The sequence below is a fragment of the Brevundimonas mediterranea genome (assembly GCF_011064825.1).
GTDB lineage: Bacteria > Pseudomonadota > Alphaproteobacteria > Caulobacterales > Caulobacteraceae > Brevundimonas > Brevundimonas mediterranea_A.
In genome coordinates this window covers 970,045-985,115 of the sequence record NZ_CP048751.1, presented here as the reverse complement: position 1 = coordinate 985,115, position 15,071 = coordinate 970,045, and the positions used below count along the sequence as shown (strand labels likewise).

Here is a 15,071-nt window from a genome sequence, read left to right as displayed (position 1 = left end):
TGGGGCAGGGACGCCTTGGGGCGAGGAGGATGGATTGGGCCTGAAGCTAAGAAGCCTGCACCGATCCATGTTCGCGCAACTGGCGATCATCACCATCCTGTTCGTCGGCTTCGGCGTCTATTTCTTCACCCTGCGTCCTTTGCTGTCGGTCGAGCCGACCGGCGTCGCTGATCCTCTGGAGGTCACCGCAGCCAGCGCATCCGAGGTCTTAAGCCGCTTCGCCTTCGCTGAACGCGAGCAGGCGGGAGCCGGCGGCGACCTGGAAGCCGATCCGGTCTTGCGGGACATCAAGGCGCACAATCCCAAGTTCCGCTATTTTGTTCGGGTGCAGGGGCGGGAGTTCCGCTCCGGAGAGGGAACGCCCTTCTTCATCCGCCTGGCGTTCGACCGGCTGCAGAGCCAGAATCTGACGAAGGTCTATCCAGGCCTCTGCCTCACCAACACCAACAGCGATCCCGGCGGCCCAGGTCGCAGTTTCCTCGCCTATTCGGACTGCGGCGGACAGGCGAGCTATTATGAATACGCCGGGATCGAACACGCCACGACCAATGCCGCCGCAGGCTCGGCCCGGCTCTATGGCAAGTTCATATGGAGCTACGGCGGGATATTCCTGTTTACCGTAGGGGCGGCCTTCGTCGTCTTCACCATAATCCTGTTGGCGAACGTGTTGCGGATCCGGCGGGTCGCCGCCATGGCGCGCGATCTCGATCCCGACAATCTGAGCGAGCTGTTTCCGGAAAAGGGTCTGCCGCTGGAAGTGGCGCCGCTCGTGTCGGCGCTGAACCAGATGATCGTGCGCGTCGACGAGGCCCAGAAGCGTCAGCGCTTTTTCCTGTCCGCCGCTGCGCATGAAATGCGCACGCCTCTGACGGTGCTCAGAACGCGGCTGGAAATCATGGACGACGGGCAGTTGAAGGACAAGCTGATCTCCGACGTTCGGCGCCTGACGAATCTCGCCAATCAGCTGCTCAAACTGATGACCATCGGCGAGGCTCCGGAGCCCCTGAAGGAATCGGATCTCGTGACCTTGACCGGCAGGGCGGTGGGCGAGCGGGAGGTCGTCGCGGCCCGTCGCGGTCTCGATCTCGTCTTCGAGCGGGAGGTGACCCGCTATGGGCTCTGGGCCGATCCCAGCCTCGTCGAGACCGCGATCGGCAACGTCATCGACAACGCCCTGTCGTTTTCGGCGCAGGGCCAGCGTGTCGTCGTTCGACTGGACAAGGACGGCTGGGTTCGGGTTTGCGACCAGGGGCCGGGCATACCCAGTGAACAGATCAAGACGCTGTTTGAGCCCTTCACCCGGTTCTCCACCGGACGCAGCGGCTATGGGCTGGGTCTGGCCATCGTCAAGGCGGTGGTTGATCGCCACGAGGGCGCGGTGGTGATCGGCGAGGTCGCCGGCGGTGGGGCGGAGGTGGCGCTGCGTTTCGATCCGAACATTCCGGCCCGGCCCTGAGGCTCGGCCCTGGGGAAGGGTCACGCAACGCATCCGGTCCTGGGCAGACGGCGCCAGCTTCCGATCAGCTTGGTCCGGTACAGAGGTCGATCTGTCCTGGAGCCCTTCATGCACGCGTTGATCCTGATCGCCAGTCTGGCCCTGAGCACGCAGGCCCCCGCCGGGGAGCCGCAGCTGCCGCCCGCGCAGGCCGAAGCGGCGCCCGCCGTGTCGAGGGTCGCGGTCCTGACCCGCGACACGCGCGGTCGGCCGACCCTAGACGCCGAGATCAACGGCAAGGGGCCGTTCCGCATGGTGGTCGACACCGCCGCCCAGACCAGTCTCGTCACCCTGCCCCTGGTCGACGAACTGAAACTGCCCGCCATAGGCGAGATGAATATCGGCGGCGTCGCAGGCCAGCAGCAAGCCGGCCTGTACGGTGTTGATCGCTTCAAGACCCCCCTGTTCGACGTCGAGAGCGTCGGGATGCTCGCCCTTCCGAACGCCGGCGTCACCGAGGCGCGCGGCATTATCGGCATGGAGAGGTTCACTGGAGATCGTCTTCTGTTTGATCACGCCGCCAACCGCCTGAGCCTCGAACGCTCCGGTGCGGCGGCCGACGGCTTCGTGGCCGTGGCGGGCCGTCTGGATGACAGCGGCCTCCTGACGGTGCCGGTCGAGATCGACGGGGTGACCTTCACCGCCCTCGTCGATACCGGCGCGGCCGTCTCCGTGGCGTCGGGCGGAGCCCTTCGTGCGCTGGGCTGGGCGGAAACCGATCCGCGGCTCACGCCGGCGGGTGAGATCCGGGGAGCGACGCAGCATGGGACGGTCGTCCTGAAAGGGGTCGTCGGCCGCATCAGATTGGGTCCGGTGAATTTCCGCGATGCGCCCTTGATATTCATCGCGGGCGAGGCGGACGACGCTGGGGCGGAAGGCGGTCCCAGCCTGATCCTCGGCGCCGATCTGCTGAACAACCTCGACGCCTACGCCCTCGACTTCCCACGCAGCGAACTGCAGATTCGTATCCCGCAGCAGCCAAACGGTCCTGATCCCCGTTGAGCCGGCTGCCCGGGGGCTAAATCCGCCTGCGAAGCTTTCAACGTCATCTGTTGCGCACGCATCCGCCTCTGTTCGCGGGTGGGCTGGAATCACCGCCGTCGGGTTCGGAGACTCGGCGTCAGCATGGCCGGAACGAGCAGGGCGACCACGCCGATCGGCGACATCGCCAGGCCTCGGTCGCTTGTCCGTCCTAATATTTCCATTATAGTAGAAGTATGGAATCGGAGATCGCCATTTTCGCCCTGGCCGCGCTCGCCCAGAACACGCGTCTGGAGACGTTCCGGCTTCTGGTGCGGCATGAGCCGGAGGGACTGGCCGCCGGCGACATCGCCAATCGGCTGGCGATCCCGGCCAACACCATGTCGGCCCATCTGGGCGTGCTGTCGCGGGCCGGACTGATCACGGCCGAGCGGCGCAGCCGGTCCATCATCTATCGCGCCGATCTGAGCCGACTGCGCGACCTGACCGTCTTCCTGCTGGAGGACTGCTGCCAGGGTCGCGCCGATCTTTGCGAGCCGAGGCTCGCCGAACTCGCGCCCTGCCGCGACTGAGGACCCCATGGACGTCATCATCTATCACAACCCCGCCTGCGGGACGTCGCGCAACACCCTGGCGCTGATCCGGCATGTGGGGATCGAGCCGCATGTGATCGAATATCTGAAGACGCCGCCCAGCCGCGCCCTGATCCAGGACCTGGCCGCGCGGACGGGCGCGCCGCTGCGCGATCTCCTGCGCGAGAAGGGCACGCCCTTCGCCGAACTGGGGCTGGGCGATCCGGCCATCAGCGACGACCAGTTGCTGGACGCCATCGAGGCCCATCCGGTGCTGCTGAACCGTCCGATCGTGGTGACGCCGCGCGGCGTGCGCCTGTGTCGGCCGTCCGAGGCGGTGCTGGATCTGTTGCCCGAGGACGGGCTCAAACCCTTCGTCAAGGAAGACGGCGAAGTGGTGATCGACGCCGAGGGGCGGAGGGTTCGCTGATGGTCGATACGCCCGTCGCCCCAGCCTCTGCGGCCGCGCCCCGGCGGCTGTCCTTCCTCGACCGTTGGCTGACCCTGTGGATCTTCGTCGCCATGGGGCTGGGTGTGGCGCTGGGCGCCTTCGTTCCCGGCCTGCCGGCCTGGCTCGACGGGCTGTCGGTCGGCACGACCAATATCCCCATCGCCATTGGCCTGATCCTGATGATGTATCCGCCCCTGGCCAAGGTGCGCTACGAGGCCCTGCCGCAGGTGTTTGCGGACAGGCGGGTGCTGCTGCTGTCCCTGTTCCAGAACTGGGTGCTGGGGCCGGTGCTGATGTTCGCCCTGGCGGTGATCTTCCTGAGGGATCAGCCGGAATATATGACCGGGGTCATCCTGATCGGCCTGGCCCGCTGCATCGCCATGGTCCTGGTCTGGAACCAGCTGGCGCGCGGCGACAACCAGTATGTGGCCGGCCTGGTCGCCTTCAACTCCATCTTCCAGATCCTGTTCTTCAGCCTGTACGCCTGGTTCTTCCTGTCGGTCCTGCCGCCGCTGTTCGGGCTCGAGGGCAGCGTGGTCGCGATCCGTTTCTGGACCATAGCGGGGGCGGTGCTGATCTATCTGGGCGTGCCGTTCCTGGCGGGTTTCCTGACCCGCCTGGTCCTGATCCGGCGCAAGGGCGAAACCTGGTACGAGACCCGGTTCCTGCCGCGCATCGGGCAGATGACCCTGGTCGCCCTGCTGTTCACCATCGTCGCCATGTTCAGCCTGAAGGGCGGCGAGGTGGTGGCCTTGCCGCTGGATGCGCTGCGTATCGCCGTGCCGCTGACCATCTATTTCCTGGTGATGTTCGTGGTCAGCTTCCTGATGGGCAAGCTGATCGAGGCGGATTATCCGCGCACCACGGCCCTGGCCTTCACCGCCGCCTCGAACAATTTCGAACTGGCCATCGCCGTGGCCATCGCCGCCTTCGGCCTGACGTCGCCTGTCGCCTTCGCTGCGGTGATCGGCCCTCTGGTCGAGGTGCCGGTGCTGATCCTGCTGGTGTCGGTCGCCCTGTGGATGGGCCGGCGCTGGTTCGCCGACACGGCCCCGCCGGCGGACGCCTGATGGTCGCCCTGCGTGTGGTCGACGCCAGCGATCGCGGCCTGATCGCAGCCCTGGCTGAGGCCGGCCTGCCCGAGCCTGGCGCCGGCCGCTATTTCGGCGCGACCCAATACGGCGCCCTGGTCGGCTACGCAGGGCTGGAAGGCAAGGGGCGGCATCTGCTGTTGCGGTCGCTGGTCGTCCTTCCCGATCATCGGGCGCGGGGCGCAGGCGCGCGCCTCCTGACCGCCGCAGAAGACGTGGCCAGGGATCTGGGGGCGGAGACCCTGCACCTGCTGACGACTACGGCGGAGGCCTTCTTCGCTCGCCGAGGATTTGTGCGCGGCGCGCGTGAGGCGGCCCCCGAGGCCATCCTTCGGACGCGCGAGTTCGCGGCGCTCTGCCCGGCGTCCGCCGCCTATATGACCAAGGCCATTTCATGAGTTTCGACCGTCTGCGGCCCCTGCCGGACCCCGACCATCTGCCCGCCCTGGACCCGGCCTATCTGGCGCGCGATCCGGCGGCGGGGCTGGGGCCGAACGACCCGCCGCCCCGGATCCTGCTGCTCTACGGATCGCTCCGGGACCGGTCCTATTCGCGCCTGTGCGTCGAGGAGGCGGCGCGGCTGTTGCAATGGATGGGGTGCGAAACCCGGATCTTCGATCCGCGCGATCTGCCGCTGACGGACCAGCATGTCGCGGACGACCATCCCGCGGTTCATGAACTGCGCGAACACGCCCTTTGGAGCGAGGGCATGGTCTGGTGCAGCCCGGAGCGGCACGGTCAGGTCTCGGGGATCATGAAGCTGCAGATCGACCATCTGCCGCTCAGCCTGGGCGGGATGCGGCCGACCCAGGGCCGCACCCTGGCGGTGATGCAGGTCTCGGGCGGGTCGCAGAGCTTCAACGCCGTCAACACCCTGCGCCTGCTGGGGCGATGGATGCGGATGTTCACCATCCCCAACCAGTCCAGCGTGGCCATGGCCTTCAACGAGTTCGACGACGACGGCCGGATGAAGCCCTCCAGCTATTACGACCGGATCGTCGATGTGATGGAGGAACTGGTGCGCTTCACGATCCTGCTGCGCCCCCACGCGGCCCAGCTGGTCGACCGCTATTCCGAGCGCAAGGCTGCGGGCGTCCCTCTGGACCCACAGACCGATCTTTCCGCCATCGCCATTAAGCCGCAGTGATTCCGCCCAGGGTCCGCACGGAGGGTGTCGCACGGACGCGCCGTCCAGGCGCACGGCCTCGATCCGGGCGGACAGGGCCCACCTCGGTCGGCGGGGCATGCAGGGACTATCGTCGCGAGAAGGCCAGAGCCGTCGCCGAGGCTGAATGCGCCGGAAGGCCGATCTGCTAGGCGGCGGCTGCCAGGGCCGTCCTCATCGCGACGACCAGAACGTCAAGGTCGCAGGGCTTCGGCAGGAAACCGGCGGCGCCGCCCGCATAGGCGGTCTCGGGCTCGAGGTGGCCGGAGGACACGAGCACGGGAATCCTCGGCTGACCAAGTTGTGCGTAGGCCAGAAGCCCGAGCCCGTCCATCGCCCCCGGCATGCGTACGTCCGTGAAGATCAGGTCGATACAAGCGCCCGACTTCAGAATCGCGACCGCCTCGTCGGCGTTGAAGGCCTCGATGACGACGAAGCCCACATCACGAAGGTGATCTGAGACCAGCATTCGGATCAGAAACTCGTCTTCAACGACGAGAACATGCGGCGCGTCGGCCGCAGCCTCAGGGGGCGCAGGCATGGAGTTCGACAGCATTGAGGCCCCGCTTCGGATCAAGAACGATCTGAAAGGAGTCCGGTTCCAGCGCCGCGCGGGCGGGCGCCCCTGCGGCAAGCGCGGCTGTTCGCCGATCGGGAGTTGGCGAGAATCTTCGCGGGAATGTCAGAATCCTGTTGCAGACGAAATGGCCCCTACGTATAGGACCGCCTCGCTCGGAAACGGGCCGGCCCTGAGGGCTTCGGAGCTTTGGTTTCGGAGGTTTTGAGGGGAAGAAAGAGTTGAGAAACTTCTTGCTTTCCTGGGTTGGTTTCAATAGGTTCCGCGCTCCAATCGAATCGCCGAACGGTTAAGAGGAAAGCCTCTGCGTTTTCCTCCGGTGGTTTTTTGTGGTTTTGAGGCTTCGGTCTTAGTTCTGCAAAATCTCTGAAAAGAGCGGTTGACACGAGGTTCGCGGTTCTCTAAATCGCCGCCTCCGCCGACGACGAGGCGCTAAACAAGTCGGGCCGCTGAGGCGGTTCTGGGTCTTTGACATTGTTGATATGGAAAGAGAAACGCAGGCGGCGGTGTTCTAGCGATGACCTTCGGGTCATTATACGACACTGACTATCTGCGGTCTTTTTGAAAAGATACCATGCGTCGGTCTTCGGATCGATGACGTGGGAACTCGTCAATAAAATACGTAGAACTAATGCCAAGATCACTTCGGTGGTCTTCAAGCTTAGGTCAGAAGTCAACTCAACCTGAGAGTTTGATCCTGGCTCAGAGCGAACGCTGGCGGCAGGCCTAACACATGCAAGTCGAACGAACTCTTCGGAGTTAGTGGCGGACGGGTGAGTAACACGTGGGAACGTGCCTTTAGGTTCGGAATAACTCAGGGAAACTTGTGCTAATACCGAATGTGCCCTTCGGGGGAAAGATTTATCGCCTTTAGAGCGGCCCGCGTCTGATTAGCTAGTTGGTGAGGTAAAGGCTCACCAAGGCGACGATCAGTAGCTGGTCTGAGAGGATGATCAGCCACATTGGGACTGAGACACGGCCCAAACTCCTACGGGAGGCAGCAGTGGGGAATCTTGCGCAATGGGCGAAAGCCTGACGCAGCCATGCCGCGTGAATGATGAAGGTCTTAGGATTGTAAAATTCTTTCAGTAGGGACGATAATGACGGTACCTACAGAAGAAGCCCCGGCTAACTTCGTGCCAGCAGCCGCGGTAATACGAAGGGGGCTAGCGTTGCTCGGAATTACTGGGCGTAAAGGGAGCGTAGGCGGACATTTAAGTCAGGGGTGAAATCCCGGGGCTCAACCTCGGAATTGCCTTTGATACTGGGTGTCTTGAGTGTGAGAGAGGTATGTGGAACTCCGAGTGTAGAGGTGAAATTCGTAGATATTCGGAAGAACACCAGTGGCGAAGGCGACATACTGGCTCATTACTGACGCTGAGGCTCGAAAGCGTGGGGAGCAAACAGGATTAGATACCCTGGTAGTCCACGCCGTAAACGATGATTGCTAGTTGTCGGGATGCATGCATTTCGGTGACGCAGCTAACGCATTAAGCAATCCGCCTGGGGAGTACGGTCGCAAGATTAAAACTCAAAGGAATTGACGGGGCCCGCACAAGCGGTGGAGCATGTGGTTTAATTCGAAGCAACGCGCAGAACCTTACCACCTTTTGACATGCCTGGACCGCCAGAGAGATCTGGCTTTCCCTTCGGGGACTAGGACACAGGTGCTGCATGGCTGTCGTCAGCTCGTGTCGTGAGATGTTGGGTTAAGTCCCGCAACGAGCGCAACCCTCGCCATTAGTTGCCATCATTTAGTTGGGAACTCTAATGGGACTGCCGGTGCTAAGCCGGAGGAAGGTGGGGATGACGTCAAGTCCTCATGGCCCTTACAGGGTGGGCTACACACGTGCTACAATGGCGACTACAGAGGGTTAATCCTTAAAAGTCGTCTCAGTTCGGATTGTCCTCTGCAACTCGAGGGCATGAAGTTGGAATCGCTAGTAATCGCGGATCAGCATGCCGCGGTGAATACGTTCCCGGGCCTTGTACACACCGCCCGTCACACCATGGGAGTTGGTTCTACCCGAAGGCGCTGCGCTGACCGCAAGGGGGCAGGCGACCACGGTAGGGTCAGCGACTGGGGTGAAGTCGTAACAAGGTAGCCGTAGGGGAACCTGCGGCTGGATCACCTCCTTTCTAAGGATGCTTCTCCAGGCCGTCTCTCACGAGGCTGTCTATTGAGGCTCCGATTTAGCGGAGCGCTTCACAGCGCCGAGCACTATGCGGAATGCCGCCGTCTCCGTTTCTCTTTCCACTTTCGTCATCGACGCATCGACCATACGGGTTGATGTATTGGTGACGCGATCGCGAGCCTGGGTCTCTTGACCTGGCTGTCGCTGCCATAGGCCCGTAGCTCAGGTGGTTAGAGCGTACGCCTGATAAGCGTAAGGTCGGCAGTTCGAGTCTGCCCGGGCCTACCAGCTCATGCTGGTTGCTGGGGTTGGCCTCCAGCCCACAGGCAGTATCGTATGACAGCTCTCCTGGGCTTTGCACCATTCCTGTTGAAATGGGGCCATAGCTCAGTTGGTAGAGCGCCTGCTTTGCAAGCAGGATGTCGTCGGTTCGACTCCGTCTGGCTCCACCAGGATCTTGTGATCGCATTCAAGTTTGCCGTTGGCCGTAAGGCCGGCGTGCATTGAAATCGTAAAGGAAGAACGTGACCGGCTCCCCTGAGCTTGTAGGTCTTGTTCGAGAAGAAGACATTGTCTGACAAAAATCAGGCTCGGTCCCCCGGCGACTTTCCAGTCGGGCGGAATAAACCGAGCATGAGTTTTGCTGAGAAACGATCAAACGTTGAAGGGCTTCTGACGGATGCCTTGGCGTAGAGAGGCGATGAAGGACGTGGCAAGCTGCGATAAGAACCGGGGAGGCGCTAGCACCCTTTGATCCGGTTATTTCCGAATGGGGAAACCCACCTTTACAGTCTTCCAACTCTGCTTCGGTTTCGGCCGGAGCGGCGATTGGCGGATTGTTGAAAGGTATAATGAGCTGAATACATAGGCTTCATTAAGCGAACCCGGGGAACTGAAACATCTCAGTACCCGGAGGAAAGGACATCAACCGAGACTCCCGTAGTAGTGGCGAGCGAACCGGGACCAGGCCAGTGCTCTTGTGAAATAAAGACGAACGATCTGGAAAGGTCGGCCATAGTGGGTGAAAGCCCCGTAGTCATCAAACAGCAAGAGACTCGAGTAGGGCGGGACACGTGAAATCCTGTCTGAACATGGGGGGACCACCCTCCAAGCCTAAGTACTCCTCTACGACCGATAGTGAACAAGTACCGTGAGGGAAAGGTGAAAAGCACCCCGACAAGGGGAGTGAAACAGATCCTGAAATCGGAAGCCTACAAGCAGTCGGAGCCCCCAAGCGGGGTGACGGCGTACCTTTTGTATAATGGGTCAGCGACTTCATGTGTCGAGCAAGCTTAAGCCGTTAGGTGTAGGCGCAGCGAAAGCGAGTCTGAATAGGGCGCTAAGTTCGACGTATGACGACCCGAAACCAGGTGATCTATCCATGAGCAGGTTGAAGGTTGGGTAACACCAACTGGAGGACCGAACCCGTGAATGTTGAAAAATTCTGGGATGACTTGTGGATAGGGGTGAAAGGCCAATCAAACCTGGACATAGCTGGTTCTCCGCGAAATCTATTTAGGTAGAGCGTCCGACGAATTCCTTGGGGGGTAGAGCACTGGATGGTTGCGGGCTGCGCGAGCGGTACCAATACTAACCAAACTCCGAATACCCAAGAGAACTATCGGGCAGACACACGGCGGGTGCTAACGTCCGTCGTGAAAAGGGAAACAACCCTAACCATCATCTAAGGCCCCCAAGTCACGGCTAAGTGGGAAACGATGTGGGATTGCTTTGACAATCAGGAGGTTGGCTTAGAAGCAGCCATCCTTTAAAGAAAGCGTAACAGCTCACTGATCAAGCGATCCTGCGCGGAAAATGTAACGGGGCTCAAGCCGTGCGCCGAAGATATGGGTTTGCAGTTTACTGCAAGCGGTAGCGGAGCGTTCCGTAGGCCGGTGAAGGTCAGGCGTGAGCCTGGCTGGAGGTATCGGAAGTGAGAATGCTGACATGAGTAACGATAAGAGTGTGAGAGACACTCTCGCCGAAAGACCAAGGGTTCCTGCGTAAAGCTAATCTGCGCAGGGTTAGTCGGCCCCTAAGGCGAGGCTGAAAAGCGTAGTCGATGGGAAGCAGGTAAATATTCCTGCACCAGCTGGAAGTGACGGATGGCTTAACTCGTACCCACTTATTGGATTGTGTGTGCGGGGGCGTTGTCCCAGGAAATAACTCCAGCAGAGACCGTACCCGAAACCGACACAGGTGGTCAGGTAGAGCATACCAAGGCGTTTGAGAGAACTATGCTGAAGGAACTCGGCAAATTGCACGCGTAACTTCGGAATAAGCGTGACTCACCCTGGGCAACCAGGACTGAGTGGCACAAGCCAGGGGGTAGCGACTGTTTAGCAAAAACACAGGGCTCTGCGAAGCAGCAATGCGACGTATAGGGTCTGACGCCTGCCCGGTGCCTGAAGGTTAAAGGGAGTTGTGAAAGCGACGAACTGAAGCCCAGGTAAACGGCGGCCGTAACTATAACGGTCCTAAGGTAGCGAAATTCCTTGTCGGGTAAGTTCCGACCTGCACGAATGGCGTAACGACTTCCCCACTGTCTCCAGCATAGGCTCAGTGAAATTGAATTCCCCGTGAAGATGCGGGGTTCCCGCGGTCAGACGGAAAGACCCTATGAACCTTTACTATAGCTTCGCCTTGGCGTTAGCGACCGTATGTGTAGGATAGGTGGGAGACTATGAAACCGGGGCGCCAGCTCTGGTGGAGTCGTCCTTGAAATACCACCCTTACTGTCGTTGACGTCTAACCGAGGGCCGTTATCCGGTCCCGGGACATGGCGTGGTGGGTAGTTTGACTGGGGCGGTCGCCTCCTAAAGTGTAACGGAGGCGCGCGATGGTGAGCTCAGAGCGGTCGGAAATCGCTCGTCGAGTGCAATGGCATAAGCTCGCCTGACTGCGAGACTGACAAGTCGAGCAGAGACGAAAGTCGGCCATAGTGATCCGGTGGTCCCGAGTGGAAGGGCCATCGCTCAACGGATAAAAGGTACTCTAGGGATAACAGGCTGATTTTGCCCAAGAGTCCATATCGACGGCAAAGTTTGGCACCTCGATGTCGGCTCATCACATCCTGGGGCTGGAGCAGGTCCCAAGGGTATGGCTGTTCGCCATTTAAAGTGGTACGTGAGCTGGGTTCAGAACGTCGTGAGACAGTTTGGTCCCTATCTGCCGTGGGTGTTCGAAGCTTGAGAGGATCTGTCCCTAGTACGAGAGGACCGGGATGGACATACCTCTGGTGTACCTGTCATGGCGCCAGCTGTGCAGCAGGGTAGCTAAGTATGGAATAGATAACCGCTGAAAGCATCTAAGCGGGAAACTAACCTCAAAACAAGGCTTCGCTGAGGATCGTGGAAGACTACCACGTTGATAGGCCAGGTGTGGAAGTGGGGCGACCCATGCAGCTTACTGGTACTAATAATCCGATCGGTTTGATCGTTTCTCAGCAAAACTCATTCGATGATCATCCTTGACCCGATGATCGTCACGACAATGTCTTCTTCGCAATCTCTCTGTCCGCCCCGTTGACCCGGTGGCTATGTCGGAGGTTCCCCACCCGATCCCATTCCGAACTCGGTCGTTAAGCCCTCCAGAGCCAATGGTACTTCGTCTCAAGGCGCGGGAGAGTAGGTCGCCGCCGGGTCTACCGGGCGGACAGAGTGATTGCTAAATACATGGGCTATCGCGCTTCGCGCTACTTCAGCCCAGGCTTCTCGAACCGTTCTTCCTTCACGACTACCGCTTGCCGCGGGATGGAGCAGCCCGGTAGCTCGTCAGGCTCATAACCTGAAGGTCGTAGGTTCAAATCCTACTCCCGCACCCAAACAAAACAGCCGCTGAGCATAACGCTCAGCGGCTTTTTGCTGGCCGAAGTCCGACGCCTCGAAAATCCCAGCGGAGGCCACTAGGAGGACATGTCGCCAGGAGGATCTAGCGAACGCTCACTGCCGGGTCGCCTCTGATGGCCTCCATCACATCGTCAAAGGGAAGGTGCGCGCTGGGCGACGTGTTGACCAGAATTGCAACGGCGAGATCAGGTCCGGTGAAAATCGTCAGGCTGCTGGTGAAACCATCGATCGCGCCGTCATGGGAGACCACAGGCCCCGCCAGCGTTTCCGTCACGCCGATTCCGAGGGCGTAATCAATCGGATGATCACCATTTTCATCCGTGTAGCTCGCGCGAGCTCCATCATTCAGGCGGGCCGCAGTCAGCATCTGACGGTAGCTGTCATCCTTCAGAACTTGGCCGTGGCTCAGTGCTTGGCTCCAGATCAATAGATCGACGACCGTCGAGCGCATTGCGCCGGCAGCAAATGGGATATTCAGGCTCACCGTGTGGGCGTTAACATAGCCCGGCTTCTCCGCCACCAATCGGTCGTAACCCGAGGCCCTACCTGACGCGAGAGCGCGATCATCATCCAGTGCGCACCGGTTATGCTCAGTGGGCGGAATATCCGTGCCGCCATAAACTCCCGTCAGGGCTGCCCGGAGACCCTTTCGATTATTGCGCCAGCCAAGACGTAGTTCGAACTGGAGTAGGCCCAGCCAGTACCGGGCGGAAATTGATGGGTCGGCTCCAGCGACAGAACGTGCGTCACAGATACCGGTTCACAGGGGCATCCAGAGAGAGCTTCCCGTCCTCCGCAAGCATCAAAAGGGCGGCGGCGGTGAACTGCTTTGTCAGCGAGCCAATTCGAAAGACGCTGTCCGCCATGAGACTCAAAGCGGGGTGCCGAATGTCTGTTTCACGCGCATTCAGGCAGGCGAGTGGTGCTGTCTGCTTTAAACATCGAATAGGCCGCGCCCTCATTTCAGCCACGAAGGGTTCTCGTCGCCATTTCTAGACCAAGCAGGGCGATGGCGATGAAGAACAGGCGGCGGAACAGGGCTTGGGATATGCGGCGGCGCAGAGATTGACCAGCAATCATGCCGACGACCGCGGGGAGCGTCGCTGCAATGGAGATCAGGCCGACATCAATTTGCAGTGCGCCATGCCAGGCCAGGCCCATCGCCAGAGCCAGGCTTGAGACTGTGAAGGACAGGCCCAGGGATTGGACAAGGTCGTCCTTCGACAGGTCGAGCGACTGAAGGAAAGGGACTAGCGGGACCACCGCAGCGCCGGTCGCGCCCGTGATGGCGCCGGTGAAAAGACCCGATACCGGCGCGAGGCGGCGCTCCCATAGAGGCGAAAGGCTGAACGGCTGCGCCAATAGGCCATAGGCCGCATAGAGCGCGAGCACGACTCCCAGGGCGCCTGTGATCTGGGCGGCTTGCAGTCTCACGATCAGACTTGTGCCCGCGAGGGTGGCTGTGAACGTTAGGGCCAGCATGAGCCCGAAACGTTTTGCCAGAGGCCCCAAGCGTCCGCCGCTGAAGAGCTGCCAGACATTGGTCAAGAAGGTGGGGACGGTAGCCAGGCTGGCGGCAGTCAATGGCGACAGCAGCGCGCCTAGAAGTCCCATCACGACCGTCGGCAGGCCCATGCCGGACACGCCCTTGACGCAACCGGCGGCGAAGAAGGCGGCCGCGACAAGGACGAGTGTGGTCGACTCCATCTGATCTAAACTCTAGAGCCGCCGCGTCGATTGCCTTGGGATCAGGGTCGGCGCTGTCCGTATGATCGGCTCGGCCGGATCTTCGCCGTCGAGGAGCAGATTCACCGCAGCGGCGGCGATCTGATCGAAGGGCGTGCGCACCGTCGTCAAGGGCGTGGGCAGGTGACTGACGATCGGGATGTCGTTGTAGCCCACCACCGAGATGTCGCCGGGCACCGACACGCCGAGTTGGGCCAGCGCCGACAGGGCGCCCATGGCGGTGTTGTCGTTGATCGCGAAGATGGCGGTGGGCGGAGACGCCAGGGTCATCAGCTCGCGCGCCGCCAGATGGCCGGCGTCCAAGCCGAAGGTGGATGGCACGATCCATTCCGGCTGAACGACGAGGCCGGCTTCCTCCATCGCCCGGCGATAGCCCTCGACCCGGCTCACTGCGCTGGATGTGTCGGCGGGCCCGGCGATGACGCCGATGCGCTGGTGTCCCAGGTCGATGAGGTGGCGTGCGGCGAGATAGCCGCCCAGAGCGTCATCGCCCACCGATGACGGATGCACGCCGTCCGTGCGCAGGGCGAGGACGAAGCGCACGCCCTGGGCCGACAGCTTGTCGGCCAGGCCGTCGCCGGTCCGCGTCGTCGCCAGCACCAGTCCGTCAACGCCGCGCGCGAGCAGCATCTCGGCAGCGCGCTGATTTGCGGCCGGCTCGTCGTTGCTCGTGGCGACGATAGTGAAGCGATCGGCGCGGCCTGCTGCGCGCGCGAGGGATTCGTACAACATCGCCATCACCGTATCGGTCAGGCGCGGCACGATCACGCCGATCGTGCCGGTCGAGCCTCGACGCAGATTGGCGGCCGAGGCATCGCGGACATAACCCAGCTCTGTCGCCACGCGACGGACCAGACGAGCCGTCTCGCTATTGGAAGGCGACCGGTCGTCAAGAAAGCGAGACACGCTGCTCTTGGACACGCCGGTTGCTCGGGCGATGTCCAGAATGGTCACGCGGCCCGTTTCGCCGCGCCGCTCACGCATGTCGATGCTCTGATTCCATGACGCCT

Annotated in this window: 13 protein-coding genes, 3 tRNA genes and 3 rRNA genes; 13 read left to right on the top strand and 6 right to left on the bottom strand. The window is 61.3% G+C overall.

Annotated features, from left to right (window positions below; translation table 11 throughout):
• Positions 1–67: 67 nt before the first annotated feature.
• The 7 genes from GYM46_RS04885 to arsH all read left to right on the top strand — a co-directional run bounded on the left by GYM46_RS04885 (position 68) and on the right by arsH (position 5,737).
• Positions 68–1,456 (top strand): sensor histidine kinase, encoded by a 1,389-nt coding sequence (locus GYM46_RS04885; RefSeq protein ID WP_008262230.1) that lies wholly within the window; start codon positions 68–70, stop codon positions 1,454–1,456.
• Between the two features lie 108 nt (positions 1,457–1,564).
• On the top strand, positions 1,565–2,497 hold the full coding sequence (locus GYM46_RS04880; protein ID WP_008263158.1) for an aspartyl protease family protein: 933 nt from the start codon (positions 1,565–1,567) through the stop codon (positions 2,495–2,497).
• 215 nt (positions 2,498–2,712) lie between these two features.
• A complete protein-coding gene (locus GYM46_RS04875) occupies positions 2,713–3,048 on the top strand; it encodes an ArsR/SmtB family transcription factor (protein WP_008263976.1) in 336 nt (111 codons plus the stop codon).
• A gap of 7 nt (positions 3,049–3,055) precedes the next feature.
• Complete coding sequence (arsC, locus tag GYM46_RS04870; protein WP_008261063.1) at positions 3,056–3,478, top strand: arsenate reductase (glutaredoxin); 423 nt, start codon at positions 3,056–3,058, stop codon at positions 3,476–3,478.
• Positions 3,478–4,569, top strand: coding sequence for an ACR3 family arsenite efflux transporter (gene arsB / locus GYM46_RS04865; protein WP_008261001.1), 1,092 nt, complete (start codon positions 3,478–3,480; stop codon positions 4,567–4,569). Before arsC ends, arsB begins: the two co-directional genes overlap by 1 nt.
• Positions 4,569–4,988 carry an arsenic resistance N-acetyltransferase ArsN2 gene (gene arsN2 / locus GYM46_RS04860; RefSeq protein ID WP_008263990.1) on the top strand — a complete coding sequence of 140 codons (420 nt, stop codon included), beginning with the start codon at positions 4,569–4,571 and terminating at the stop codon, positions 4,986–4,988. Before arsB ends, arsN2 begins: the two co-directional genes overlap by 1 nt.
• Positions 4,985–5,737 carry an arsenical resistance protein ArsH gene (arsH, locus tag GYM46_RS04855; RefSeq protein ID WP_008262206.1) on the top strand — a complete coding sequence of 251 codons (753 nt, stop codon included), beginning with the start codon at positions 4,985–4,987 and terminating at the stop codon, positions 5,735–5,737. Before arsN2 ends, arsH begins: the two co-directional genes overlap by 4 nt.
• A 166-nt stretch (positions 5,738–5,903) precedes the next feature.
• On the opposite strand, the gene GYM46_RS04850 is transcribed toward arsH, so the two are convergent.
• Positions 5,904–6,311, bottom strand: coding sequence for a response regulator (locus GYM46_RS04850; protein ID WP_008262157.1), 408 nt, complete (start codon positions 6,309–6,311; stop codon positions 5,904–5,906).
• Positions 6,312–7,011: 700 nt separating this feature from the next.
• On the opposite strand from GYM46_RS04850, the gene GYM46_RS04845 reads away from it, so the two are divergent.
• The 6 genes from GYM46_RS04845 (at position 7,012) to GYM46_RS04820 (ending at position 12,290) form a co-directional block, all read left to right on the top strand.
• Positions 7,012–8,471: ribosomal RNA gene (locus GYM46_RS04845) — 16S ribosomal RNA — on the top strand.
• A 207-nt stretch (positions 8,472–8,678) separates the two neighbouring features.
• A tRNA-Ile gene (locus tag GYM46_RS04840) sits at positions 8,679–8,755 on the top strand.
• A gap of 88 nt (positions 8,756–8,843) precedes the next feature.
• Positions 8,844–8,919: transfer RNA gene (locus GYM46_RS04835), tRNA-Ala, on the top strand.
• A 200-nt stretch (positions 8,920–9,119) separates the two neighbouring features.
• A 23S ribosomal RNA gene (locus GYM46_RS04830) occupies positions 9,120–11,906 on the top strand.
• Between the two features lie 89 nt (positions 11,907–11,995).
• Positions 11,996–12,110: ribosomal RNA gene (gene rrf, locus GYM46_RS04825) — 5S ribosomal RNA — on the top strand.
• Together the 16S, 23S and 5S rRNA genes with 3 tRNA genes alongside form the textbook arrangement of a ribosomal RNA operon.
• Before the next feature lie 103 nt (positions 12,111–12,213).
• A tRNA-Met gene (locus GYM46_RS04820) sits at positions 12,214–12,290 on the top strand.
• Between the two features lie 107 nt (positions 12,291–12,397).
• Here GYM46_RS04820 and GYM46_RS04815 read toward each other — a convergent pair.
• From GYM46_RS04815 to GYM46_RS04795, 5 genes are all read right to left on the bottom strand, one after another.
• The gene (locus tag GYM46_RS04815; protein ID WP_255343280.1) at positions 12,398–12,889 is read right to left on the bottom strand and encodes a serine hydrolase; all 492 of its coding nucleotides are present in this window, start codon (positions 12,887–12,889) and stop codon (positions 12,398–12,400) included.
• 53 nt (positions 12,890–12,942) lie between these two features.
• The gene (locus GYM46_RS17010) at positions 12,943–13,065 is read right to left on the bottom strand and encodes a serine hydrolase (RefSeq protein WP_154726872.1); all 123 of its coding nucleotides are present in this window, start codon (positions 13,063–13,065) and stop codon (positions 12,943–12,945) included.
• On the bottom strand, positions 13,062–13,181 hold the full coding sequence (locus GYM46_RS16810) for a serine hydrolase (RefSeq protein ID WP_008259887.1): 120 nt from the start codon (positions 13,179–13,181) through the stop codon (positions 13,062–13,064). Before GYM46_RS16810 ends, GYM46_RS17010 begins: the two co-directional genes overlap by 4 nt.
• A 97-nt stretch (positions 13,182–13,278) precedes the next feature.
• Positions 13,279–14,022, bottom strand: a complete 744-nt coding sequence (locus tag GYM46_RS04800; RefSeq protein ID WP_008261729.1) for a sulfite exporter TauE/SafE family protein — start codon at positions 14,020–14,022, stop codon at positions 13,279–13,281.
• Positions 14,023–14,034: 12 nt separating this feature from the next.
• Positions 14,035–15,045, bottom strand: a complete 1,011-nt coding sequence (locus tag GYM46_RS04795; protein ID WP_008260005.1) for a LacI family DNA-binding transcriptional regulator — start codon at positions 15,043–15,045, stop codon at positions 14,035–14,037.
• Positions 15,046–15,071 lie beyond the last annotated feature (26 nt).

What these genes read in the sequence shown, in the direction of transcription:
- GYM46_RS04885 (WP_008262230.1), top strand. Translation starts at nt 68, where the DNA reads ATGTTCGCGCAACTGGCGATCATCACCATCCTGTTCGTCGGCTTCGGC.
- GYM46_RS04880 (WP_008263158.1), top strand. Translation starts at nt 1,565, where the DNA reads ATGCACGCGTTGATCCTGATCGCCAGTCTGGCCCTGAGCACGCAGGCC.
- GYM46_RS04875 (WP_008263976.1), top strand. Translation starts at nt 2,713, where the DNA reads ATGGAATCGGAGATCGCCATTTTCGCCCTGGCCGCGCTCGCCCAGAAC.
- arsC (WP_008261063.1), top strand. Translation starts at nt 3,056, where the DNA reads ATGGACGTCATCATCTATCACAACCCCGCCTGCGGGACGTCGCGCAAC.
- arsB (WP_008261001.1), top strand. Translation starts at nt 3,478, where the DNA reads ATGGTCGATACGCCCGTCGCCCCAGCCTCTGCGGCCGCGCCCCGGCGG.
- arsN2 (WP_008263990.1), top strand. Translation starts at nt 4,569, where the DNA reads ATGGTCGCCCTGCGTGTGGTCGACGCCAGCGATCGCGGCCTGATCGCA.
- arsH (WP_008262206.1), top strand. Translation starts at nt 4,985, where the DNA reads ATGAGTTTCGACCGTCTGCGGCCCCTGCCGGACCCCGACCATCTGCCC.
- GYM46_RS04850 (WP_008262157.1), bottom strand. Translation starts at nt 6,311, where the DNA reads ATGCTGTCGAACTCCATGCCTGCGCCCCCTGAGGCTGCGGCCGACGCG.
- GYM46_RS16810 (WP_008259887.1), bottom strand. Translation starts at nt 13,181, where the DNA reads ATGGCGGACAGCGTCTTTCGAATTGGCTCGCTGACAAAGCAGTTCACC.
- GYM46_RS04800 (WP_008261729.1), bottom strand. Translation starts at nt 14,022, where the DNA reads ATGGAGTCGACCACACTCGTCCTTGTCGCGGCCGCCTTCTTCGCCGCC.
- GYM46_RS04795 (WP_008260005.1), bottom strand. Translation starts at nt 15,045, where the DNA reads ATGCGTGAGCGGCGCGGCGAAACGGGCCGCGTGACCATTCTGGACATC.